Here is a 22605-nt window from a genome sequence, read left to right as displayed (position 1 = left end):
TCCTCGCCAGGATGCTGTGTCTCCCGGGGGCGACCCCCGGACCCCCGGCAGGGGGTCGGAGGGGTCAGCGTTCGCCGCCGGGGACCCACAGCACGTCTCCGGCTTCCTTGTTCGCCGTCCTGGCCAGGATGAACAGGAGGTCGGAGAGGCGGTTGAGGTAGGTGGCCGTGAGGGGGTTCATCGTGTCGCCGTGGGCCTCCAGGGCCGCCCACGTCGAGCGTTCCGCCCGGCGGACGACCGTGCAGGCCTGGTGGAGCAGGGCGGCGCCCGGCGCGCCGCCCGGGAGGATGAAGGAGCGGAGCTTCTCCAGCTGCTCGTTGAAGCGGTCGCAGTCCGCCTCCAGCCTGTCGACGTAGAACTGCTCGACCCGCAGCGGCGGGAACTCGGGGTTCTCCACCACCGGCGTCGACAGGTCCGCTCCCACGTCGAACAGGTCGTTCTGGACGCGGGTGAGGACCTTGACGATCTCCTCGTCCAGCCGGCCGAGGGCGATCGCCGTGCCGATCACCGCGTTCGCCTCGTTGGCGTCGGCGTACGCGGCGATCCGCAGGTCGGTCTTGGCGACCCGGCTCATGTCGCCGAGGGCGGTCGTGCCCTGGTCGCCGGTCCTGGTGTAGATGCGCGTCAGATTGACCATGCGGCCAGCGTAGTTACGCCCCGGCCGTTCGGAACACGCGTGTGCCGACTGTCACGGACAGGGCGGTGAAGGCGACGGCCACGAGGGCGCCGTACAGCATGTGCGCGCTCGCGTACGAGCCCACGTACGCGTCCCGCACCGCGTCCACCAGATAGCGGAACGGCATGAAGTGGGAGAGCACGTCCAGCCAGTCCGGACCCAGCGTCATCGGCAGCATCAGGCCGGACAGGAGCATCGACGGCAGGGTCAGCGCGTTGATCGCCGGGCCGAAGGTCTGCGGGGTGCTCATCCGCATCGCCAGCGCGTACGACAGCGCGGCCAGCGACAGGGTGAGCAGGGCGACGAAGGCGAAGCCGATCAGGACGCCGGCGAGGGGTGCCCGCAGGCCCATCACCACCGCCGCCAGCACCAGCAGCACGGCCTGGAAGACGAACACCGTGGCGTCCCGCAGCACCCGGCCGAGCAGCAGGGCCAGCCGGCTCACCGGGGTGACGCGCATGCGTTCGACCACCCCCTGGCCCTTCTCGATGATGATCGCGAAGCCCGCGAACGAGGCTCCGAAGAGGCCGAGTTGGCACAGCAGCCCGGGGACGAGCACCTGCCAGGAGCTGCCTCGCTCGCCGAGCGGCAGGTCGGTCAGCAGCGGACCGAAGAAGAGGAGATAGAGGAGCGGCATCAGCACGCCGAACAGCAGCGCGAAGCGGGACCGCAGGGACTGACGCAGATAGCGGCCGTAGATGAGGGCGGTGTCGTGCAACAGCATCAGGAGTCCTCTCCCGTCCTATACGGCGACGGGGGTCTGGTCGGCGGGGGCGGCGCTGCGGCCGGTGATGGCGAGGAACGTGTCCTGCAGCGTGGCGTCGACCGAGCCGCCGTACCGCAACTTCAGCGCGCTCGGCGTGCCCTCGGCGACGACCACGCCCCGGTCGACGACGACCAGCCGGTCGGAGAGGGCGTCGGCCTCGTCGAGGTAGTGGGTGGTCAGGAAGACCGTCGTGCCGTGCTCGTCGCGCAGGCGCCGGACCAGGTCCCACAGGTCGGCGCGGCTGCCCGGGTCGAGACCGGTCGTCGGCTCGTCCAGGAACAGCACCTCCGGGCGGTGGGTGAGCGCCATGGCGATGTCCAGCCGGCGCCGCTGCCCGCCGGAGAGCGCGGCGCACTTGCGGTCGAGCAGCTCGGTGAGCCCGAGATCGCGGGCCAGCTCCTCGGCGCGCTCGGCGGCCCGCGCCCTGGTCAGCCGGTACAGGCGCCCCTGGGTGACCAGCTCCTCGCGCACGCTGATCTGCGGATCGACCCCGCCGGACTGCGCCACGTAGCCGCAGGCCCGCCGCACCCCGGCCGGGTCGGTCGCCAGGTCGTGGCCCGCGACGCTGGCGGCGCCGCCCGTCGGTGCCAGCAGGGTCGTCAGCATCCGCAGGGTCGTGGTCTTGCCGGCCCCGTTCGGGCCGAGGAAGCCGAGGATCTCGCCCGGGCGGACGGTCAGGTCGATGCCGCGCACCGCCTCCACGGGGCCGTGCTTGGTCGGGAAGGTACGGGCCAGACCGGCCGTACTGATGATTGCCATGCCGTCCAGAAAAACAGAGTCCCTTAAATTTTGCAACGGCCCCAAAATTTGCCTGCCCCCAGGGAAGTTAGGATTCGGACATGGCCGAGGGACTCAGGGAACGGAAGAAGCGAGAGACCAGGCAGCGCATCTCCGACATCGCCACCGGGCTGTTCCTGGAGCGCGGGTTCGTGACCGTGACGATGGCGGACGTGGCGGAGGCGGCCGACGTCTCCGTGAACACCGTCTACAACTACTTCCCGGCCAAGGAGGACCTCTTCTTCGACCGCTCCGCGGGGGTCGTCGACCGGCTCTCGCGCTGGGTGCGCGGCCGCGACAAGGGGGAGTCGGCCGCCCGGGCGGTGCTGCGCGAACTGCGCGCCGAGATCGAGGCCGTCTCCCCCCGGATGGGCCTCATCGAGGGCTACGACCGCTTCATGCGCTGCATCGACGAGGCGCCGCCGCTGCGCTCCCGGCTCTGGCGCATCCAGCAGGAGGTCCAGGAGAAGCTGGAGGCGACCCTCCGCGAAGAGACCCACGCCGACGCCGCCGACCCGCTGCCGCGGCTGATCGCCGGTCAGATCTGCTGGGTCCACGGCACCGTGTTCGTCGCGATCGGCCGCGAGATGACCCAGGGGCGCAACCCGGACGAAGTGTCCCGCGAGATGCTCGGGCTCCTCGACGACATCGAGGAGCTGTTGAGCGAGAAGGTGCTCAACTACGCCGTCCGAGGCGCCGAATGACACCTGCCGGTGTGATGTCCGTCATGTGAGACGTGACGCGCATTACTTACTGGTCACACGGGCCCTGACGACCGCTAGTGTCCGCCGGAGAGGCAGACATAAGCAGCGCGTCAGGGGAGTCGCACAGTGGCAGGGAAGCTCGCCGTCATCGGAGCCGGCCTCATGGGATCCGGCATCGCCCAGGTCTCCGCACAGGCGGGCTGGGACGTGGTCCTGCGTGACGTCACCGACGAGGCGCTCAAGCGGGGCACCGACGGCATCAAGGCGTCGTACGACAAGTTCGTCGCCAAGGGCAAGCTGGAGGCGCACGACGCCGACGCCGCCCTCGCCCGCATCACCACGACCACCGACCTGGACGCCGTGGCCGACGCGGACGTCGTCGTCGAGGCCGTCTTCGAGAAGCTCGAGGTCAAGCACGAGATCTTCCGCGCGCTCGACAAGATCGTGAAGGACGAGGCGATCCTCGCCTCCAACACCTCCGCCATCCCGATCACCAAGATCGCGGCCGCGACGGAGCGCCCCGAGCGGGTCGTCGGCACGCACTTCTTCTCACCGGTGCCGATGATGCAGCTGTGCGAGCTGGTCCGCGGCTACAAGACCAGCGACGAAGCCCTCGCCAAGGCCCGGGAGTTCGCCGAGTCGGTCGGCAAGACCTGCATCGTCGTCAACCGCGACGTGGCCGGCTTCGTGACGACCCGTCTCATCTGCGCCCTGGTCGTCGAGGCGGCGAAGCTGCACGAGTCGGGCGTGGCGAGCGCCGAGGACATCGACCTCGCCTGCAAGCTGGGCTTCGGCCACGCCATGGGCCCGCTCGCGACGGCGGACCTGACGGGCGTCGACATCCTGCTGCACGCCACGAGCAACATCTACACCGAGTCCCAGGACGAGAAGTTCGCCGCTCCCGAGTCGATGCGCCGGATGGTTGACGCCGGTGACATCGGACGCAAGAGCGGGCAGGGCTTCTACAAGCACTGAAACCGCACATGCCCCGGGGCCATCACACCCCGGGGTGAATTCGGTATCGGTTCGCTTACAAGAAGCAACCTCTGACTCCTCCACACAGTCAGAGGTTGCATCACCCAAAACCAGAACGCGGAGCACGATTCGCACGCACGGGGAGCGCATATGCACATCAGGGGCGACCACGCCGAGCTGGTCGTCGGGGGCCGCCTCGACGTCCGGAGCGCGGCGGACGCCCGTACGGTCCTGCACTCGGCCGTCGACGACGGAGTCGGTGACCTGGTGCTGGACCTGTCCGAACTGGACTCCTGGGACGCCACCGGACTGGGCGTGATCATGGGGGCCCACCGGCGGGCCGGCCGCTGCGGCCGGCGTCTGGTGCTGCGCGGCGTACCGCCGCAGATGCAGCGCCTGCTGGTGGCCACTCGCCTGCACCGGATCCTGGCGATCGAGGGGGGCATCGGGGTGGAGACGCTACCTCGCGTGTGACGCCGTGTACGGGTGTGAACCGGGCGACCGGGGAGACCCGGACGGACATCGTCGAATCGTGCGACGCGCACAATCCTCACGAGACCGTGACGTTACGGACGGCGCGGTACCCCGGACTGTCGTAGATACTGTGCGAAGGTTTAGGGTTCGGCTGCCCGCTGCCTTGCCACCCTTCGAGCGGGCCCGGACCAGAAGCGACAGCGCGGTGTGCAGCAAGGCCGGGAGGGGCTTTTCCAAGCACACACACGCTTTTGGGGGGGCTTGACCTATGGACCCGAACACCCGGGGACCCGAGGAGTACGGCCACGAGGGCGACGGCCAGGGGCCGCGCCAGCGCCCGCCCCGGGACTCCCTCACACCCGACTTCGGACAGCACGCGCCCGCGCTCGCCCGCACGGTGCAGCTCGTCTCCGGCGACTTCCTGCTGACCGTCAACCCCGTCGACGGCAGCGAGATAGAAGTCTGCCCGCCCACCGAGCGGCCCGCCCGGCCCGTGAAGCTCACCACGGCCGAGCGCGCCGAGGCCGAGCGCGCGTCCCGGCCGCCCGTGCCGCCCGGCCCCGCGCTGCCCGCCCTGCCGCTGCTCGCCCGCCAGGACGAACGCGAGCGCCTGGTGCGCCTGCTCGCCCGCGGCCGTTCCGTCCGCCTCACCGGCCCGGGCGGCTCCGGCCGCACCCGGCTGCTCGACCTCGTCGCCGACGACTGCTCGGATCTCGCCCCCGACGGCGTCGTCCGGCTCAACGGCTGCGGCCGCACCGGCGACGACCTGCTGCACGATCTCTTCTACGCGGTGTTCAACGCCCCCCTGCACCGCCCGGACCGCGAGGACCTGCTCTCCTGCCTCCGTGAGATCGGCGCGGTCGTCGTCCTGGACGACCTGGAGTTCGGCGGCGCCGCGCTCGACGAGCTGCTGGAGGCCACCCCCGAGTGCGCCTTCCTGCTCGGCGCCACCCCGGACGTGCCGGCCCCCTCCGCCGAGGCCGCCGTCGAGGAGGTCGCCCTCGGCGGCCTGGACCGCGCGGCGGGACTCGACCTGCTGGAGCACGCCGTCGGCCGGCCCCTCACCGAGGAGGAGTCCAACTGGGCGGGCGACCTCTGGTTCGAGTCCGAGGGCCTGCCGCTGCGCTTCGTTCAGGCCGGCGCCCTGCTGCGGCAGCGCGACCGGCTCCGCGCCGGGGAGAGCGCCGTCGACGAGTTCGGCGTCTTCGCGGACGCGCCCCCGGCCGACGCCTACGACACCACCGGCGACGAGGTGCCGCTGCCCTCGCTCGGTGAGGCCGCGGCGCCCGCGCCGCTGCTCGCCTCCCGGCTGAGCGCGTCCGCCCGCGCCACCCTGCGGTTCGCCGTCGCCCTCGGCGGCGAGGTCCCGCACCAGGCGCATCTGCCCGCCCTGGTCGGCGACACCCACGCGGACGCCGCGCTCGGCGAACTGGCCGCCTGCGGACTGGTCTCCCCGGTCGGCTCCCGCTACCGGCTCGCCGCGGGCGTGCCGGCGCAGCTGGAGGCCGCCGGATACGCCGACGAGGCCGAGGCCGGCGCCCGCAGCGCCGCCCAGCACTACTCCTGGTGGGCCGGGCACCCCTCGGTCACCCCGGAACGCGTGTGCGCCGAGGCCGACGCGCTCCTCGCCGCGCTGGCCGTCCTCGGGCCGCTCACCCACCCGCCCGCGGAGGGCGAGGAGTCCGCGGCCGTGCACCTGGCCCGCACCGCCTCGCCCGCGTTCGCCGCCGGACTGCACTGGAGCGCCTGGGAACGGGCCCTGCGGGCCGGCGCCGAGGCCGCCAGACTCGCCGGGGACGTCGCCGAACAGGCCTACTTCCACCACGAGCTCGGCATCCTCGCGCTGTGCGGCGGCCGGCTGGACCGGGCCCGCAGCGAACTGGAAACCTCCATCGGCCTGCGCGGCGCCCTCTCCGACAAGCGCGGCACCGTCGCGGGCCGCCGCGCCCTCGCCCTGGTCGCCGACCGCTCGGGCACGCCGATCGGCCTCGGGCCGACCGCGGGGGAGGAGGTGCCCGACGCGAGGTACGAGGAGTCGGCGTCCCCGCCCGGCGGCGTCCCGGCGGCCTTCCCGACGCTCCAGCAGCCGTCCTCCCCGGCCCTGGTCACCCACCGCAGCTCACCCGCGCCCTCGCGCAAGGCCCGGGGCGGCCTCAAGGGCCTGGCCCGCCGCAATCTGGTGGCCGCCGGAGCGGGTGCCCTGCTCGTCGCCGTGCTCGGCACGGTGGTGACGCTCGGCGCCACCTCCGACAACGAACCGGGCGCGCCGTCCGACCAGGTCGGCGTCAACCCCTCGGCCAGCGAGGGCGCGGGCGGCGGCAGCCTGGGCGCCGACCGGCCGGTCAACGACAGCAACGGCGACACCGGCGCGGCAACCAGCCGCCCGACGGACCCGGGCCCGGACGGCACGCCCGGCACGTCGGACGACCCGACGCCGACGGACTCTCCGAGCGGTTCGGCGGACCCGAGCGACCCCGCGGCGACATCCAAGCCGCCGTCCTCGTCGAAGCCCCCGTCCTCGTCGAAGCCGCCGACGACGTCGAAGCCGCCGTCCTCGTCGACCAAGCCGCCGACGAGCCCGACGCCGACCTCGCCCTCGCCGACGCCCACGGACACGGGCCAGCCCTCGCCGACGACGACCCCGACGACGACCAGTCCGTCCACCTCCGACTCGGCCAGCGGCCCGGCGCCGACCGCCCCGACGAGCACTACGGCGAGTGCGTCGCAGAGCAGTTCGGATCCGGTGATCTAGCCCGTCCGCCCGCCGCCGCGGCGCTCAGCCACGGCGGCGGGAAACAAACTGCGCGCTGTCAGAACAGCCGCAGCTTGTCGTCCTCGATGCCGCGCAGCGCGTCGTAGTCGAGGACCTGGCAGCCGATGCCCCGGTCTGTCGCGAGGACGCGGGCCTGCGGCTTGATCTCCTGGGCCGCGAAGACGCCGCGGACCGGGGCGAGATGGGGATCGCGGTTCAGCAGCTCCAGATAGCGCGTCAGCTGCTCCACGCCGTCGATCTCACCGCGCCGCTTGATCTCCACCGCGACGGTCTTGCCGTCGGCGTCCCGGCACAGGATGTCCACCGGCCCGATCGCCGTCGGGTACTCGCGGCGGATGAGCGTGTAGCCCTCGCCCAGTGTCTCGATGCGGTCGGCCAGCAGCTCCTGCAGGTGCGCTTCCACGCCGTCCTTGATCAGGCCGGGATCGACGCCCAGTTCGTGCGAGGAGTCGTGGAGGACCTCCTCCATCGTGATGATGAGCTTCTCGCCCGCCTTGTTGACGACGGTCCAGACGCCCTCTTCCTCGCCGGTGCCCTCCTTCAGCGTGCAGGGCGGCGACATCCAGTTCAGGGGCTTGTAGGCCCGGTCGTCGGCGTGGATCGAGACGCTGCCGTCCGCCTTCACCAGGATCAGGCGCGGGGCCGAGGGAAGGTGGGCGGTGAGCCGCCCGGCGTAGTCGACGGAGCAGCGGGCAATGACGAGACGCATGGTCGGCAACGCTACTCGACAGGCGCCTGTCGACGCGATTCGCCCTGGAAAACACGTGTTCGGTAATGGCCGATTGTGTGCATGGTGTGCTCACCGGGAGTGCCTCATCTGCGCATTCTCCTGGTGCCGTCACCGTCGGTTGCTTACCGTATGAACGGGAGGTCGCGGCGCGTGTACGCAGCGTGTCCGGTGTCGTGGGCTCCCTCATCTGTCAGGCAACCCCTGCTCGTTGGGGGTGCGAGAGGAGAACTCATGTCGCTCGACGTCTCACCGGCCCTACTCGAACAGGCCGAGCGAGGCGAGGTCGACGAAGCGGAATTCGTCGACTGCGTCCGGACCTCCCTGCCCTATGCGTGGGAGATGATCAGCTCCCTGGTGGCCCAGCTGAAGGTGGACGGCGGTGCGTTCGCCGACAACCAGACGCCTCCGCCGGACGAGCAGGCACGCGGCCAGCTGCTGCGTGCGCTTGCGAGTGACGCGATACGCGGCGCGCTGCAACGGCACTTCGGTGTGCGGCTGGCCTTCCAGAACTGCCACCGGGTGGCCGTGTTCCCGCTTGACTCCTCGGTCGACGAGAAGCTGGGCCGCTTCACCTCGGTCCGCAGCCAGGTGCTGAACCAGTCGCCCGAATTCCGGGACTGCTGACGCGGCGCCGCTTGCTTGCCGCTCCGTACGCGGGAGGTGCAGTTCTGTACCGGAGCGGCAAGCCCCCAGGAAGTCACGGCGCCCTCAAACGAGTTGGGGCAGCACCTCGGCGCCCAGCCGCCGCACGTTCTCCTCGGTCGTCGCCAGGTCCCCGGAGCCCTCGACGAGCAGGGCGAAGCGGGAGATGCCCGTTCGCTCGCTGGTCGCCGCCAGCCGGTCGGCGCACAGCCGCGGTGTGCCCACCGGGTGCAGCCCACAGAGCAGTTCGGTGTACGCCAGCGGGTCGCGCATCCGGCGCGTGCGCCCGTCGACCGTGACATGGGCCTCCAGGCCCTGCTTCAGCCAGCCCGGCATCGCCTTCATCAGCGTCTCCGCCGCGTCGACCCGCTTGTCCGCGATCTGGCAGACGCCGGCCGACACATGGGACGCGCCGAAGATCTCCTCCGGCGACCGGCCGCACGCCCGCGCGTGCTGCCGCCACAGCGCGACCATCTCGGCCTTCTCCTCGTCCCCCACGTGCATCCCGAGCAGCATCGACAGCCCGCGCTCGGCCGCCAGGCGCACGCTCGCCGGCGAGGTGCAGGCGACGACGAGCTCGGGCCCCTCGACCTCCGTCAGGGCCTCCGACGGCCGCGGCACCACCGGGACTTCCCGGAAGCGGAAACGCTCCCCGTCGGCCGCCACGGACGGGTCGCGCAGCCAGCGCACCAGGACGTCCAGGGACTCCGGAAAGCCCTTCTCGTACGCCTCCAGGCCCGCGCCGAACACCTCCAGGTCGACCCACGGGCCGCCGCGTCCCACCCCGAGCGTGAAACGGCCGCCGCTCGTGTGATGCAGCAGCGCGGCCTGTTCGCCGAGGGTCACGGGGTGGGTGGTGGGCAGCACGCTGACCGCCGTACCGACCCGGACGCGGCGGGTGCGGCCCAGCAGGAAAGCTGCCAGGGTGATGGCCGACGGGCACGTGCCGTACGGCACGAAGTGGTGCTCGGCCAGCCAGACCGTGTCGAGCCCGGCCTCCTCGGCCACCTCGGCCGAGCGGACCGCGCGGTGCAGCGCCTCGCCCTCACCCTGACCGGGGAACTGGGCCGCCAACACGAAACTTCCAACGCGCATTGCTTTCCTGCTTCCTTGGCTCCGACACGGAGCTCCCCCTACAGCGCATAACCGTCTGACACGTGCCGAGGACACGGCCGAGCGGAGTATTTTGCGGATTGTCTGCAGAATGGGGTGCTCCACGGGGAGCCCGGGGGAGCGCCCGCCTCGTCCCGAAGAGGGACTTGTGACGATTGGTGCCGTACGCGTACCCCCGACCGCGCCGCGTAGGCTGGACACGGCCCGAGCTTCCTGTATAGCCCCGAGAGGTGTCCCGTGTCCCCGCGTCGCAACCGACCCAAGGGCGCCGCTTCGTCCGCCCGGAGCGCCGAGGACGACCGCCCCGGCCGCTACGGCGGCTGGCAGTCCTCGGAGAACTGGCAGGGCGAGAACTGGAGCGTGCGGCACGTGGCCGGCGCGAGCGCCCAGGGCAAGTCGTACCGCTGCCCCGGCTGCGACCAGATGATCCCCGACGGGGTGCCGCACGTGGTGGCCTGGGCCGAGCACACGGGCGTCGACGACCGCCGGCACTGGCACAAGGCCTGCTGGAACGCGCGGGACCGCCGCACCCCGGGGGTGCGGCGGTCCCGTAACGCGCCCAGGTTCTGACGGACGTCAGACGTCCCGCTTCTCCAGCAGGGCGAAGGCGGCGGCGAACGCGACGGCCGTCGCGCCGAGGATGATCCACAGCGGGTCCCAGCCGGACGGGCCGGACTCGCTGAGGGAGTTGGAGTAGAAGACGCTCAGCTGGTTCGGGATGGAGTACTCGAACAGGGCCTGGCGGACGTCCTCCAGCGACTGCGAGAACATGAACAGGGCGATCACCAGCGGGGCGAGCACGGCGCCGATCATGATGGTGATGGCGCCCGCCGAGTGCCGGATGATCGAGCCCACGGCGAGCGAGAGCAGGCCCAGCAGCGCGACGTAGGCCGCGATGCCGACCGTGCCCTTCAGCCACTCCCCGCCGGAGGGGTCCTTGGCGCCGCTGCCCTCCAGCATCGCCACGTGCAGGAAGGCGACGAGGGACGCGGACACCAGCGTCACCACGAACGCGACCAGGAAGAACACCACGGCCTTCGCGGTCAGCACCCGGCCCCGGCTCGGGCACGCCACCATCGTCGTGCGGACCATGCCGGTGCCGTACTCCGAGGCCGTGGTCAGCACGCCCAGCGTGATGATGCACATGCTGCCGAGCAGCAGACCGAAGAAGCCCAGACCGAGCGGGCTCTCGCCCTCCAGGGCCGGGTCGGAGTTCGCGACCACCACGCCGGTGAGCGTGCCGATGCCGATGACGAGCAGGACGAACACGCCGAGCGTCCACATCGTGGAGCGCACCGACCGGATCTTCGTCCACTCGGAGGCGATGGCGTGCCCGAGGTGCGTGCGCACGACCGGGATCGGCGAGGTGTAGCCGGAGTGCGGGGAACCGGGCGCCGCGTGCCAGGCGGGCGCGGCCTGCGGCATCTGGGGCTGGGGGCTGCTCATCGGGCGTCCTCGGGCTTGGTCAGGTCGGAGGTCGGGGCGGCGGGCGCCGCGGCGGGCTGGGCGGGGGCGGCGGACGCCGGTGCGGCGGAGGGCTGGGGCGCGGAGGCCGGTGCGGCGGGGGCCTGTGGCGCGGGCTGCGCGGGGGCCTGCGGCGACGGCGGTGCGAAGCCCTGCGGTGCCGGCTGCGCGGTGCCCTGCGGCGCCTGGGGCGCGGGCTGGGCGTACGGGTTGGGCGTGCCCGTGCCGGAGGCGCCCGGTGCCCCGGGGGCGCCGTACGGGCCCGCCGGGGCGCCCTGCGGCGGCATCGGGAACGGCTGCCCGCCCTGCTGGGGCGGCGGCGGGGCGTACCAGCCGGGCTGGCCCTGGCCGGGCACGGGCATCGGCGGCTGCGCGCCGGGCGGCAGCGGCTGCTGGAGCCCTTCCTTCTGGTCGATGGTGGAGCGGTAGTCGACCGCGGCCTGCGTCATCCGCATGTACGCCTCCTCCAGGGAGGCCTGGTGCGGCGACAGCTCCCACAGCCGTACGCCGTGGTCGTGCGCGATGTCGCTGATGCGGGGGAGCGGCAGCCCCGTCACCCGCAGCGCGCCGTCCTGCTCCGGCAGCACGTGGCCGCCCGACTCGGTGAGCGCCGCCGACAGCTTCTCGCGCTGCTGCGGCTCGGTGTCGGGCGTCCGGACGCGCGCGAAGTCGGCGGAGTTCGCGGAGATGAAGTCCGTCACGCTCATGTCGGCGAGCAGCTGCCCGCGCCCGATGACGATGAGGTGGTCGGCGGTCAGCGCCATCTCGCTCATCAGGTGGGAGGAGACGAAGACGGTCCGGCCCTCCGCCGCGAGCGCCTTCATCAGATTGCGCACCCAGAGGATGCCCTCGGGGTCGAGGCCGTTGACCGGCTCGTCGAACAGCAGCACCTGCGGGTCGCCGAGCAGCGCCGCGGCGATGCCGAGCCGCTGCCCCATGCCGAGGGAGAAGCCCTTGGACCGCTTCCTCGCCACGTCCTGGAGGCCGACGACCCCGAGCACCTCGTCCACGCGCCGGGCCGGGATGCCCGACAGCTGGGCCAGGCACAGCAGGTGGTTGCGGGCGGCGCGGCCGCCGTGCACGGCCTTGGCGTCCAGCAGGGCGCCGACCTGGCGGGGGGCGTTGGGCAGCTTGCGGTACGGATAGCCGCCGATCGTGACGTGACCGCTGGTCGGGTTGTCCAGGCCGAGGATCATCCGCATCGTCGTCGACTTGCCCGAGCCGTTCGGGCCGAGGAAGCCCGTGACGGCTCCGGGCCGGACCTGGAAGGAAAGGTTGTACACAGCGGTCTTGTCGCCGTAGCGCTTCGTCAGGCCGACTGCTTCGATCATGCTCCGCACCCATCGCAAGGTTCAGGACAGCGGGGCACACGCCCCCGTAAGGGTTAGGAGGATATCGAGGCGCTGACGGTTCCACCCAAGAGGAGGTAAAAGGTCACGCCAAGTCCGCCCCCTATGCGTCGCGCTTCTTCAGCAGGACGTACCCGCCGATCAGCGCCGCGAGCACCCACAGCCCCATGATCCCGAGGCCGCCCCACGGCCCGTACGGCGTGTCGTCGTCGAGGGGCGGCACCACCTGCATGATCTTGCTGCCGGCCTGGTCGGGCAGGAACCGGCCGACCTTCTTCGTCGCGTCGACGTTCCCCAGGATGTTGGAGATCAGGAAGAAGAACGGCATCAGGATGCCCAGCGACAGCATCGGTGAGCGCAGCATCGTGGCGACGCCCATGGAGAACATCGCGATCAGGGCCATGTAGAGGCCGCCGCCGAACACGGCCCGCAGCACGCCCGGGTCGCCGATCTCCGCCCGGTGCTCACCCAGCATCGCCTGCCCCAGGAAGAAGGCGGCGAAGCTGGTGACGAGCCCGACCAGCAGGGCGAGCGCGGTGGCGACCGCGATCTTGCTGAACAGGAAGGAGCCGCGCTGCGGCACGGCGGCCAGCGAGGTGCGGATCATGCCGGTGCTGTACTCGTTCGACACGACCAGCACCCCGAACACGATCATCGCGAGCTGGCCGAGACTCATCCCCGCGAAACTGATGAACGTCGGGTCGAACTCCGCCCGCTCCTGCGTGCCCATGGAGTCGAACTCGTTCTTCGACAGGGCCGAGATCAGCATGCCGAGGGCGACCGTCACGACCACCACGAGCGACAGTGTCCACACCGTGGACGCCACTGACCGGATCTTGGTCCACTCCGACCGTACGACCTGTGTCGCCGCCATGCTCAGTTCCTCCCCGGGCCGGCGCCCCACTGCTGCGGTGGCGGCCCGGCGCTCGTGTCGCTGTGTGCGTGGTACTCCACCGACTCCGCCGTCAGCCGCATGAACGCCTCCTCCAGTGACGCCTGTTGCGGGCTCAGCTCGTGCAGCGTGATCCGGTGCTGCGCCGCCAGCTCGCCGATCTGCTCGGCCTTGCCGCCGTCCACCTCCAGCACTCCCTCGCCGCTCTCGACGGCGACGATGCCCGCCTGGTGCAGCACATCGAGCAGCCGCTCCCGCTGCGGGCTGCGCACCCGCACGTACGACCGCGAGTTGCGCGCGATGAAGTCGGCCATGGAGGTGTCCGCCAGCAGCCGCCCCTGCCCGATGACGACCAGGTGCTCGGCCGTCAGCGCCATCTCGCTCATCAGATGGGAGGAGACGAACACGGTCCGGCCCTGCGCGGCCAGCGACTTCATCAGGGTGCGGATCCAGTGGATGCCCTCGGGGTCGAGGCCGTTGACCGGCTCGTCGAACATCAGGATCCGCGGGTCGCCGAGGAGCGCGGCCGCGATGCCGAGCCGCTGCCCCATGCCCATCGAGAAGCCCTTGGTCTTCTTCTTCGCGACCGCCGTCAGCCCGACCGTCTCCAGCACCTCGCCGACCCGCTGCCTCGGAATGCCGTTGCTCTGCGCGAGGCACAGCAGGTGGTTGTAGGCGCTGCGCCCGCCGTGCCAGGCCTTGGCCTCCAGCAGGGCGCCGATGTACGTCAGCGGGTCCTTGAGCTGCTGGTAGTGCTTGCCGTCGATGCGGACGTCGCCGGCGGTCGGGTGGTCGAGCCCCAGGATCATCCGCATGGTGGTCGACTTGCCCGCGCCGTTCGGCCCGAGGAAGCCGGTGACGATGCCCGGTCTGACGGTGAAGGACAGGTTGTTGACCGCCACCTTCTCGCCGTACCGCTTGGTCAGCCCCTCCAGCTCAATCATGCCCGCCACGCTAGAACGGGACAAAGCCCTCTGCCACCCGAGCGGCAGAGGGCTTTGCGGAGATTCAGACTCCGTATGCCGGGCTGTTACCGGGACTGCTGGGCCGGGACCCCACGGGAGATCGGCTCGTCCTCGGCCGGCGTGCCGGCGGCGGCCACCGCGGCGCCCGTGAGCGTCGCGAGCATCTCGCGGACGTTCGTCAGCTGCGCGTTGATGGAGTCGCGGCGGTTGGTGAGGGCGGCCAGCTCGCGCTCGGATTCCGAACGGATGCGGTCGGCCTTGGCGTTGGCGTCGGCCACGATGTCCTCGGCCTGGCGCTGGGCCGTCTCCACCGTCTGGCGGGCGCGGCGCTCGGCGTCCGTGCGCAGCTTCTCCGCCTCCAGACGGAGCTGCTCGGCGCGGTGCTCGATCTCGGCCAGGCGCTTCTCGGCCTTGGCCTGACGGGAGGCCAGGTCGCGCTCGGACTGCTCGCGGCGCTTGGCGAGGTTCGTCTCGAAGTCGGCGGCGGCCTGCGCGGCCTTGGCGCGGGTCTCCTCGAAGAGGGCGTCCGCCTCCTCGCGCTTGGACTGCGCGTCCTTCTGCGCCTCGGCACGCAGCTGGGCGGCGTCACTCTTGGCCTTCTCGACGATCCGCAGGCCCTCGTCCTCGGCCTTGGCCTTGCGCTCCGCGGAGTACGACTCGGCGTCGTTGCGCACCTGCTGCGCCGCCGACTCGGCGAGCTCGCGGTGCTGCTCCGCCGCGCGCCGGGCCTCCTCGCGCAGGTCCTTCGCCTCTTCCTCGGCGAGGCGGAGGATCTTCTCCACGCGCGCGCCGAGACCCGCGTACGACGGCTCGGCGTCGCTGATCTGGGCCTGGGCGTTCTGCGTCTCGAGGTGGAGCTCCTCGATGCGCTTTTCCAGAGCGGTGATGCGGGCGAGAGCGCTGTCACGGTCGGAGACGAGCTTGGAGATACGTTCGTCCACCTGAGCGCGGTCGTACCCACGCCGCACAAGCTCGAAGCCGTAGGGGGAAGTGTCGCTCATGGGGTTCCTGTCGAATGAGACCGGTGAGGTGATAGGTGGAATCCTAGGGGCCGAAACGGTGTGTCATCGAGCGGATGCGCGTTTGATCTGGAAAATGACACCCCTTTTGAGTGGCTGACCGTCGGACTGCTTGCCAAAGACTTGGTCAAAGGCCCAAGCAGACACCGGATTCGCCCCGCTTCGCTAGCTTTCCGAAGTCTTGCCACCCGAACGGGGTGCGCCGACCGCTGCTCCCGCCTTGACCCCGTTGTCCTTGGCCGTGGACGGGGCCTCGAAGGACTCCAACGCCTCCAGGACGTCCTGGACACGGGAGATCTCGGCGTTGATGTCCTCCCGGCGGCGGACCAGGACCTCCAGCTCGCGCTTGCCCTCCTCGACCGTGCGCTTGGCCTCGCGGATCGCCTCGGCCTTCAGCTCCTCGGCCTCCCGGACGAGCGTGTTCTTCTTCTGCTCGGCCTCCTTGAGCAGCCCCTCGGCCTTCTTCACGGCGGCGATGCGGACCTTGCCCGCCTCGGAGTTGGCCTCCGACACGATCTCCTTGGCCTTCGCCTGCGCCTTCGCGAGCTGCTCCTCGGCCGCCTTGACGAGCGCGTCGCAGCGGTCGCCCGCTGCCTTCATCGTCTCGGCCGACTCGCGGCGGGCCCGCTCGTGCAGCTCCTCGATCTCCGAGGTGATGCGGTCGCGCAGCTCCTCGGCGCGCTCCCTGATCTGCGTGGCGTCCCGGCGCGCGCCGACCAGCAGCTCGTCCGCGTCCGTACGGGCCTTCTCCACCAGCGAGTTGCCCTCGACCGTCGCCTCGGACACGAGCCGGTCGGCCTCCGTGCGGGCCGCGCCCACCATCGTGTCGGCCTGCGCCTCGGCCTCCGCGGTGGTCTTGTGCGCCTGCTGCTGTGCCTCGCTGAGCAGCTTGTCCGCCTCGGCCGTGGTCTCCGAGATGAGCTTGTCGACCTGCTCGGCCGCCTCGGAGCGCCGCTTGTTGGCGTCCTTGCGGGCCTCGTCCAGCGTGCGGTCGGCCTCCTCGCGCGCGGTGGCGACGAGCCGCTCCGCCTCCGTCTCCGCGTCGGCCTTGACGCGCTCGGCCTCGGAGCGGACCCGCTCGGCGTGCTGCTGCGCGGAGCCGACCGTCTCGGCGGCCTCGGCCCGCAGCCGCTCCGCCTCGCCGGTGGCCTCCCCGATCAGCTGGTCGGCCTTGGCGACCGACTCGGCCCGCAGCCGCTCGGCCTCCGCGGCCGCCTCGGAGCGGACGCGCTCGGCCTCGGAGAGGGACTCCGTACGGACCCGCTCGGCCTCGGTGACCGTCTCCATCCGCAGCCGGTCGGTCTCCTGGACCGTCTCGGTCGTGAGCCGCTCCGCCTCGTTGCGCGCCTCGGTGATGAGGGTGTCCGCCTGTGTCGCCGCGTCCGACCGGATGCGGTTGGCGTCCTCCCGGGCGTCCGCCCGGGTGCGCGCGGCGCTCTGCTCGGCCTCGGCGATCGCGTCCGACGCCTCCGTGCGCACCCGCTGGGCGTGCTCGGAGACCTCCGTGCGGATCCGCTCCGCCTCGGCGATCGCCTCGGACATCGTCCGCTCGGCGAGCGCCTTGGCGGCCTCGGTCTCCTCGTGCGCCTCGCGCCGCAGCCGGCTCGCGTCCTCGCTCGCCCGCTCCCGCTCGGCGTAGGCGTCGGAGCGGACGCGGTCCGCCTCCTCCTGGGCCTCCCGCCGCGTACGGTCCGCCGCGTGCTCGGCCGCGGAGCGCAGCCCGGTGATCTCCTCCTGGGCCTGCTCGTGCAGCCCCGCGACGGAGTCCCGGACCTGCTGCGCGTGCTGCTCGGCCGCCGACACCATCTCCGTGGCGCGCCGGTCGGCCTCCTCGACGAGCCGGACGGCCTCGGTCTGGGCCTCCTCCACGCGCTTGCGCGCCGAGGCCAGCAGCTCCTCGCTCTGCTCGCGGGCCCGCTCGCGCTCCTGGTCGGCCTCCTGCCGGGCGCTGCCGAGCAGTTCCTCGGCCTCGCGGCGGCGCCGGTTGGCCTCCTCCTGGGCGGCGGCCAGCGTCTCGGACGCCTCCGTGGCGAGCCGCTCGGCGGCGGCCTGCGCCTCCGCGCGCATCCGGTCGGCGCTCTCCTGCGCCTCCGACTTCAGCCGCTCGGCCTCGCTCGCCGCCTCCGACCGCAGGCGTACGGCGACGGCCTCGCCCTCGGCACGCGCCGCGGACGCGTCCGACGCGGCCTCGTCGCGCAGCCGTTCGGCCTCGGCCTCGGCCTGCTGCTGGAGCGTACGGATCCGCTCGGCGGCCTCGGCGCGCAGCCGCTCGTTCTCCTCGGCGGCCTCGCGGCGGATCCGCGCGGCCTCCTCACGGGCGTCCGACAGCGCCTGCTCGGCGGCCGCCAGCCGCTCCTCCGCGTCCGTCTGGAGCCGCGTCAGCTCCTCGGCGGCCTCCGCGCGACGGGCCTCTATGGCCCGCTCGGTCTCCTCGTGCAGCTCGCGCGCCGCGCGCTCGGCGTCCGCCTTGAGGGACTCGGCCTGCTCGATGACCTCCTCGCGGTGCCGCTCGGCCTCCTGCCGCGTGCGCTGGAGGGTCTCCTCGGCCTGCCGGCGCAGGGTCGTCGCCCGCTCGATCGCCTCGGTGCGGACCTTCTCGCTGTCCGTCTGGGCGGTCGTCCGCAGCTCGTCCGCGTCCGCCTTGGCCTTGGCGAGCAGCTCCTCGGCGGACTTCGCCGCCTCCTCGATCTGCGCCACGGCCTCCTTGCGGGCCTCGGCGCGGATCTTCTCGCCCTCTTCGACGGCGTCCGCCCGCAGCTGCTCGGCCTCGCCGCGCAGCCGGCGCGCCTCCTCCTGCAGCTCGACCGTCTTGGCGCGGTACTCCTTCGTGTCGTCCTTCGCCGCGCCCTTGAGCTGCTCGGCGATGTCGTGCGCCTCGGCACGCAGCCGGTCCGCCTCGGCCTCGGCCTCCTTGCGGATCCGCTCGGCCTCCTCGGCCGCGGCCTTGGTGGTCTTCTTGGCGTCCTCCGACGCCTTGGTGAGGACCTCCTCGGCCGTCCGGGCCGCCTTGGACAGCTGGGTCGCGGTCTCCTCGGCCGTGAGCGTGCGGGCCTTCTCGGAGGCCTCCGCGACGATCTTCTCGGCCTCGGCCCGGGCGTCCGCGACGATCTGCTCCGCCTCGGACTTGGTGTTCTCGGCCTCCTTCGTGGCCTCCTCGACCAGCCGGGCGACCTGTTCCTTGGCCGTGCGCGTGCGCGTCTCGTTCGCGGACTCGGCGCTCGCCAGGGCCTTGGCGGCGGCCTCCTTGGCCTCCGCGACCAGCTTCTCCGACTCGGCCTGCGCCTTGCGCAGCGCCTCCTCGGCCTCGGCCATCCGCTGCTCGGCGGCCTTGCTCAGCTCCTGGGCCTGGCGGCGCGCCGACTCCGACTCCGAGGCGGTGGACGTCCGCAGCTGCTCGGCGTGGTCGGTGGCCTCCTGGGCCTGCGTGGAGGCGGCGTTGAGCAGGCGCTCGGCGTCCGTGCGGGCGCGGCGCAGGATCTGCTCGGCCTCGGCGCGGGCCTCCTCGGCCGCGTTCGTCAGCCGCTGCCGGGCCTCGGTCGTCAGCCGCTCGGCCTCCGCGCGGGCGGTGGCCATGGCCTGCTCGGCCTCGGCGCGGGACTCCTCCAGCAGCCGGCGGGCCTGCTGCTCGGTGCGGGCGCGCAGCTGCTCCGCCCACGCCACGTTCTCGTTGACGTGCGACTCGACCGTCTGGCGGCGCTCGGACAGCTCCTGGTCCAGCTGCTGGCGCCGGGTCACCGCCTCCTGGTGCAGCTCCGCCTGGAGCCGGGCCGCCTGCTCGGCGTGCTCCTGGAGGATCCGCTGGGTCTGGGCCCGGGCCTCGCTCAGTTCCCGGTCGGCGTCCGCCCGGATCTGGTCGGCCTGCATCTGCGCGTTGCGCAGCAACTGCTCGGCCTGCCAGCCGATGTCGCCCCCCTCGAAGGAGGGCCGGGACATGATGGTGCGCCGCGCCTCGTGCAGCTTGGCGCGCAGCACCTCGACCTGGTAGCCGAGGTCCTCGGCGTGCTGGATCGCCTTTTCCCGTTCGGTCTTCAGCCGCTTCATCTCGGCTTCGAACCGAGAGAGGTGGTCGACGTCAGCCGCCGGCTCTCGCTCCTGGCTCTCGTAGCCCCGCACTGCGCGGTCCCATCCGTCCCCTGGTCGCAACTCTTTCCGAACGAGCTCCGTCCATCCGCCGAACGGGGCCCCCGGGGAATGGTGTCAGATCATCGGCGGAGCAGAGGCTGCTGCCCCGACGCTCTTCCCCCGAAACCCGGACCCCGGTGGTCCTGCCGTCGCACGGCGGGACCGCGGTCACCCTGGCTGAGCGGCGACCGCACCCAACCCTACCGGCCCCTATGTACGAGGGTCAGTGCTCAGGTGACTCAACGGGCGCCGAAGTGACCAGTTCTGTCAGTACGCCATGACAGTCCTTGGGGTGCAGGAAGGTGATCCGTGACCCCATGGAACCGCGTCGCGGCTCTTCGTACAGCACGCGTACGCCCTTGTCGCGGATGTCCGCGGACTCGGCGTCCACATCCGCCGTACCGAAAGCGATGTGGTGGACGCCCTCCCCGTTCTTCGCCAGCCACTTCGCGACGGTGGAGTCCTCGCGGGTCGGCTCCAGAAGCTGCAGGTAGGAGGCGCCGCCGTCGGACGTCTCGTTGATCTTGAGCATGGCCTCGCGCACGCCCTGCTCCTCGTTGACCTCGGAGTGGAACACCTCGAAGCCGTAGGTGGCACGGTAGAACTCGACGGTCTTGTCGAGGTCGAAACAGGCGATTCCGATGTGGTCGATTCGCGTCAGCATGGATTCAGTGCAGCGCCCCCGAGGTGGTTACGCAACGTGCGCGCGATCACACCGACAGCCCGATGACGGCACGGAGTGCCACTCAGTACATTCGAAGTAAACCCTCGTTCACTCCTCGGCTGTGCAGCCGGTAAGGGGATCGCAGCTCATGACTTCTGGAACCTCTGAAGCGAACAGCTCGGTGATCGTCGCGGGCGCGCGTACGCCCATGGGACGGCTGCTCGGTTCGCTCAAGTCCTTCTCCGGAGCCGACCTCGGCGGCTTCGCGATCAAGGCCGCCCTCGACCGTGCGGGGATCGGCGGCGACCAGGTGCAGTACGTGATCATGGGCCAGGTGCTCCAGGCCGGGGCGGGGCAGATCCCGGCGCGCCAGGCGGCCGTGAAGGCGGGCATCCCGATGAACGTGCCGGCGCTGACCATCAACAAGGTGTGTCTGTCCGGACTCGACGCCATCGCGCTCGCCGACCAGCTGATCCGAGCGGGCGAGTTCGACGTGGTCGTCGCCGGCGGCCAGGAGTCCATGACCAACGCCCCGCACCTGCTGCCCAAGTCCCGTGAGGGCTTCAAGTACGGCGCCGTCCAGATGCTCGACGCGATGGCGTACGACGGCCTGACCGACTCCTTCGACGGCGTCGCCATGGGCGAGTCCACGGAGAAGCACAACACCCGCCTCGGCATCGGCCGGGCCGAGCAGGACGAGATCGCCGCGCTGTCGCACCAGCGGGCCGCCGCCGCGCAGAAGAACGGCCTGTTCGAGGCCGAGATCACGCCGGTGGAGATCCCGCAGCGCAAGGGCGACCCGGTGCTGTTCAGCAAGGACGAGGGCATCCGCGGCGACACCACCGCGGAGTCGCTCGGCAAGCTGCGCCCGGCGTTCTCCAAGGACGGCACGATCACGGCCGGTTCCGCCTCGCAGATCTCCGACGGCGCCGCCGCCGTGGTCGTGATGAGCAAGGCCAAGGCGCAGGAGCTCGGCCTGGAGTGGATCGCCGAGATCGGTGCCCACGGGAACGTGGCCGGGCCGGACAACTCGCTGCAGTCGCAGCCGTCCAACGCGATCCAGCACGCGCTGAAGAAGGAGGGGCTGGGCGTCGAGGACCTCGACCTCATCGAGATCAACGAGGCGTTCGCGGCGGTCGCCGTGCAGTCCATGAAGGACCTCGGGGTGTCCACCGAAAAGGTGAATGTCAACGGTGGTGCCATTGCCCTGGGTCACCCGATCGGGATGTCCGGTGCGCGGCTCGTGCTGCACCTGGCGCTGGAGCTGAAGCGGCGGGGCGGCGGCGTGGGCGCCGCGGCGCTGTGCGGTGGCGGTGGCCAGGGTGACGCGCTGATCGTCCGGGTACCGAAGGCCTGACGGCGGTTTCGGACCTCCCTTTCACGAACGGAGCTGTGATGCAGGACGTCTCCACGCTGGTGGCCCAGGCCAGGGAGGGGCGGCCGCGGGCCGTCGCCCGGCTGATCTCGCTGGTGGAGGGGGCGTCCCCGCAGCTCCGGGAGGTCATGGCGGCGCTCGCGCCCCTGACGGGCGGGGCGTACGTGGTGGGGCTGACAGGGTCGCCGGGCGTGGGCAAGTCGACGTCGACCTCGGCGCTGGTCTCCGCGTACCGCAAGCAGGGCAAGCGGGTCGGCGTGCTCGCCGTCGACCCGTCCTCCCCGTTCTCGGGCGGTGCGCTGCTCGGGGACCGGGTGCGGATGTCGGAGCACGCGTCCGACCCGGGTGTGTACATCCGCTCGATGGCCACGCGGGGGCATCTGGGCGGGCTGGCGTGGGCGGCCCCGCAGGCCATCCGGGTCCTGGACGCGGCCGGCTGCGACGTGATCCTCGTCGAGACGGTGGGGGTCGGGCAGTCCGAGGTGGAGATCGCCTCCCAGGCGGACACGTCCGTGGTGCTGCTCGCGCCGGGGATGGGGGACGGGATCCAGGCGGCCAAGGCCGGGATCCTGGAGATCGGCGACGTGTACGTCGTGAACAAGGCCGACCGGGACGGGGCCGATGCGACGGCCCGCGAGCTGAACCACATGCTGGGGCTGGGGGAGGCGCGGGGGCCAGGGGACTGGCGTCCCCCGATCGTGAAGACCGTGGCCGCGCGGGGCGAGGGCATGGACGAGGTCGTCGAGGCGCTGGAGAAGCACCGGGCCTGGATGGAGGAGCGGGGGGTGCTCGCGGAGCGGCGGATGTCCCGGGCCGCGCGGGAGGTCGAGACGATCGCGGTGACGGCGCTGCGGGAGCGGATCGGGGACCTGCACGGGGACCGGCGGCTGGGCGCTCTGGCCGAGCGGATCGTGGCGGGGGAGCTGGATCCGTACCGGGCGGCTGATGAGCTGGTGGCGGGGTTGACGGAGAGCTGAGCGGCGGCCTGTGCGGCTGTGCGGGGGTGCGCGTCTTCGCCTTCTCGCCGGGGGTGGGTCGGGGCCGCGCCGGGGGGTGTCCGTCCTCGGAACGGCGCGATCGACTTGCGTGCCGACTGACTGTTCGTTGACGCGCCAACCGCTGCGG

The 22605-nt window shown here is 71.8% G+C and carries 20 protein-coding genes; 8 read left to right on the top strand and 12 right to left on the bottom strand.

Features of this window, described 5'->3' with window-relative positions:
* Nucleotides 1-64: 64 nt before the first annotated feature.
* From ABZ948_RS09030 to ABZ948_RS09020, 3 genes are read right to left on the bottom strand one after another with little or no spacing between them, the layout of a single operon-like run.
* A complete protein-coding gene (locus ABZ948_RS09030; RefSeq protein WP_359758266.1) occupies nt 65-637 on the bottom strand; it encodes a cob(I)yrinic acid a,c-diamide adenosyltransferase in 573 nt (190 codons plus the stop codon).
* Between the two features lie 13 nt (nt 638-650).
* Entirely contained in the window at nt 651-1400 is a 750-nt protein-coding gene (locus ABZ948_RS09025) for an ABC transporter permease (RefSeq protein WP_359758265.1), read from the bottom strand.
* Between the two features lie 18 nt (nt 1401-1418).
* Nucleotides 1419-2201 carry an ABC transporter ATP-binding protein gene (locus ABZ948_RS09020; RefSeq protein ID WP_359758264.1) on the bottom strand — a complete coding sequence of 261 codons (783 nt, stop codon included), beginning with the start codon at nt 2199-2201 and terminating at the stop codon, nt 1419-1421.
* 80 nt (nt 2202-2281) lie between these two features.
* Between ABZ948_RS09020 and ABZ948_RS09015 the strand changes: the two genes are divergently transcribed.
* The 4 genes from ABZ948_RS09015 to ABZ948_RS09000 all read left to right on the top strand — a co-directional run bounded on the left by ABZ948_RS09015 (nt 2282) and on the right by ABZ948_RS09000 (nt 7124).
* Nucleotides 2282-2923, top strand: coding sequence for a TetR/AcrR family transcriptional regulator (locus ABZ948_RS09015; RefSeq protein ID WP_359758263.1), 642 nt, complete (start codon nt 2282-2284; stop codon nt 2921-2923).
* 126 nt (nt 2924-3049) lie between these two features.
* On the top strand, nt 3050-3898 hold the full coding sequence (locus tag ABZ948_RS09010; RefSeq protein WP_359758262.1) for a 3-hydroxyacyl-CoA dehydrogenase family protein: 849 nt from the start codon (nt 3050-3052) through the stop codon (nt 3896-3898).
* Nucleotides 3899-4048: 150 nt separating this feature from the next.
* Nucleotides 4049-4372, top strand: a complete 324-nt coding sequence (locus tag ABZ948_RS09005) for an STAS domain-containing protein (protein WP_003993003.1) — start codon at nt 4049-4051, stop codon at nt 4370-4372.
* 268 nt (nt 4373-4640) lie between these two features.
* On the top strand, nt 4641-7124 hold the full coding sequence (locus ABZ948_RS09000; RefSeq protein ID WP_359758261.1) for an ATP-binding protein: 2484 nt from the start codon (nt 4641-4643) through the stop codon (nt 7122-7124).
* Between the two features lie 58 nt (nt 7125-7182).
* Here ABZ948_RS09000 and nucS read toward each other — a convergent pair whose 3' ends face one another.
* Nucleotides 7183-7854, bottom strand: coding sequence for an endonuclease NucS (nucS, locus tag ABZ948_RS08995; RefSeq protein ID WP_033312972.1), 672 nt, complete (start codon nt 7852-7854; stop codon nt 7183-7185).
* A 252-nt stretch (nt 7855-8106) separates the two neighbouring features.
* On the opposite strand from nucS, the gene ABZ948_RS08990 reads away from it, so the two are divergent.
* Complete coding sequence (locus ABZ948_RS08990) at nt 8107-8499, top strand: SCO5389 family protein (protein ID WP_030246492.1); 393 nt, start codon at nt 8107-8109, stop codon at nt 8497-8499.
* A gap of 84 nt (nt 8500-8583) precedes the next feature.
* On the opposite strand, the gene ABZ948_RS08985 is transcribed toward ABZ948_RS08990, so the two are convergent.
* Nucleotides 8584-9612, bottom strand: a complete 1029-nt coding sequence (locus ABZ948_RS08985; protein WP_359758260.1) for an LLM class flavin-dependent oxidoreductase — start codon at nt 9610-9612, stop codon at nt 8584-8586.
* A 255-nt stretch (nt 9613-9867) separates the two neighbouring features.
* Between ABZ948_RS08985 and ABZ948_RS08980 the strand changes: the two genes are divergently transcribed.
* Nucleotides 9868-10200 carry an Rv1322 family protein gene (locus ABZ948_RS08980; RefSeq protein ID WP_359758259.1) on the top strand — a complete coding sequence of 111 codons (333 nt, stop codon included), beginning with the start codon at nt 9868-9870 and terminating at the stop codon, nt 10198-10200.
* A 6-nt stretch (nt 10201-10206) separates the two neighbouring features.
* Here the strand turns inward: ABZ948_RS08980 and ABZ948_RS08975 are convergent, their stop codons facing one another.
* From ABZ948_RS08975 to mce, 7 genes are all read right to left on the bottom strand, one after another.
* The gene (locus tag ABZ948_RS08975) at nt 10207-11076 is read right to left on the bottom strand and encodes an ABC transporter permease subunit (RefSeq protein WP_359758258.1); all 870 of its coding nucleotides are present in this window, start codon (nt 11074-11076) and stop codon (nt 10207-10209) included.
* Nucleotides 11073-12425, bottom strand: a complete 1353-nt coding sequence (locus ABZ948_RS08970; protein ID WP_359758257.1) for an ABC transporter ATP-binding protein — start codon at nt 12423-12425, stop codon at nt 11073-11075. The genes ABZ948_RS08975 and ABZ948_RS08970 overlap by 4 nt, the downstream gene beginning before the upstream one ends.
* Nucleotides 12426-12546: 121 nt before the next feature.
* Nucleotides 12547-13317, bottom strand: a complete 771-nt coding sequence (locus ABZ948_RS08965; RefSeq protein WP_031117515.1) for an ABC transporter permease — start codon at nt 13315-13317, stop codon at nt 12547-12549.
* 2 nt (nt 13318-13319) lie between these two features.
* Nucleotides 13320-14279: an ABC transporter ATP-binding protein gene (locus ABZ948_RS08960; protein ID WP_359758256.1), complete on the bottom strand. Its 960-nt coding sequence runs from the start codon at nt 14277-14279 to the stop codon at nt 13320-13322.
* A gap of 86 nt (nt 14280-14365) precedes the next feature.
* A complete protein-coding gene (locus ABZ948_RS08955; RefSeq protein WP_010040099.1) occupies nt 14366-15301 on the bottom strand; it encodes a coiled-coil domain-containing protein in 936 nt (311 codons plus the stop codon).
* A gap of 183 nt (nt 15302-15484) precedes the next feature.
* A complete protein-coding gene (gene scy / locus ABZ948_RS08950) occupies nt 15485-19432 on the bottom strand; it encodes a polarized growth protein Scy (RefSeq protein ID WP_359758255.1) in 3948 nt (1315 codons plus the stop codon).
* 232 nt (nt 19433-19664) lie between these two features.
* The gene (gene mce, locus ABZ948_RS08945; RefSeq protein ID WP_094055890.1) at nt 19665-20105 is read right to left on the bottom strand and encodes a methylmalonyl-CoA epimerase; all 441 of its coding nucleotides are present in this window, start codon (nt 20103-20105) and stop codon (nt 19665-19667) included.
* A 148-nt stretch (nt 20106-20253) separates the two neighbouring features.
* Here mce and ABZ948_RS08940 point away from each other — a divergent pair, with 148 nt between their 5' ends.
* Both ABZ948_RS08940 and meaB read left to right on the top strand, forming a co-directional pair.
* Nucleotides 20254-21462, top strand: coding sequence for an acetyl-CoA C-acetyltransferase (locus tag ABZ948_RS08940; protein ID WP_359758254.1), 1209 nt, complete (start codon nt 20254-20256; stop codon nt 21460-21462).
* 38 nt (nt 21463-21500) lie between these two features.
* Nucleotides 21501-22457: a methylmalonyl Co-A mutase-associated GTPase MeaB gene (gene meaB / locus ABZ948_RS08935; RefSeq protein ID WP_359758253.1), complete on the top strand. Its 957-nt coding sequence runs from the start codon at nt 21501-21503 to the stop codon at nt 22455-22457.
* Nucleotides 22458-22605 lie beyond the last annotated feature (148 nt).

This window comes from Streptomyces olindensis, assembly GCF_040645895.1.
GTDB classification, from domain to species: Bacteria; Actinomycetota; Actinomycetes; order Streptomycetales; family Streptomycetaceae; genus Streptomyces; species Streptomyces olindensis.
The sequence above is the reverse complement of the archived record's forward strand: the minus strand, read 5'-3'. Positions and strand labels throughout refer to the sequence as shown.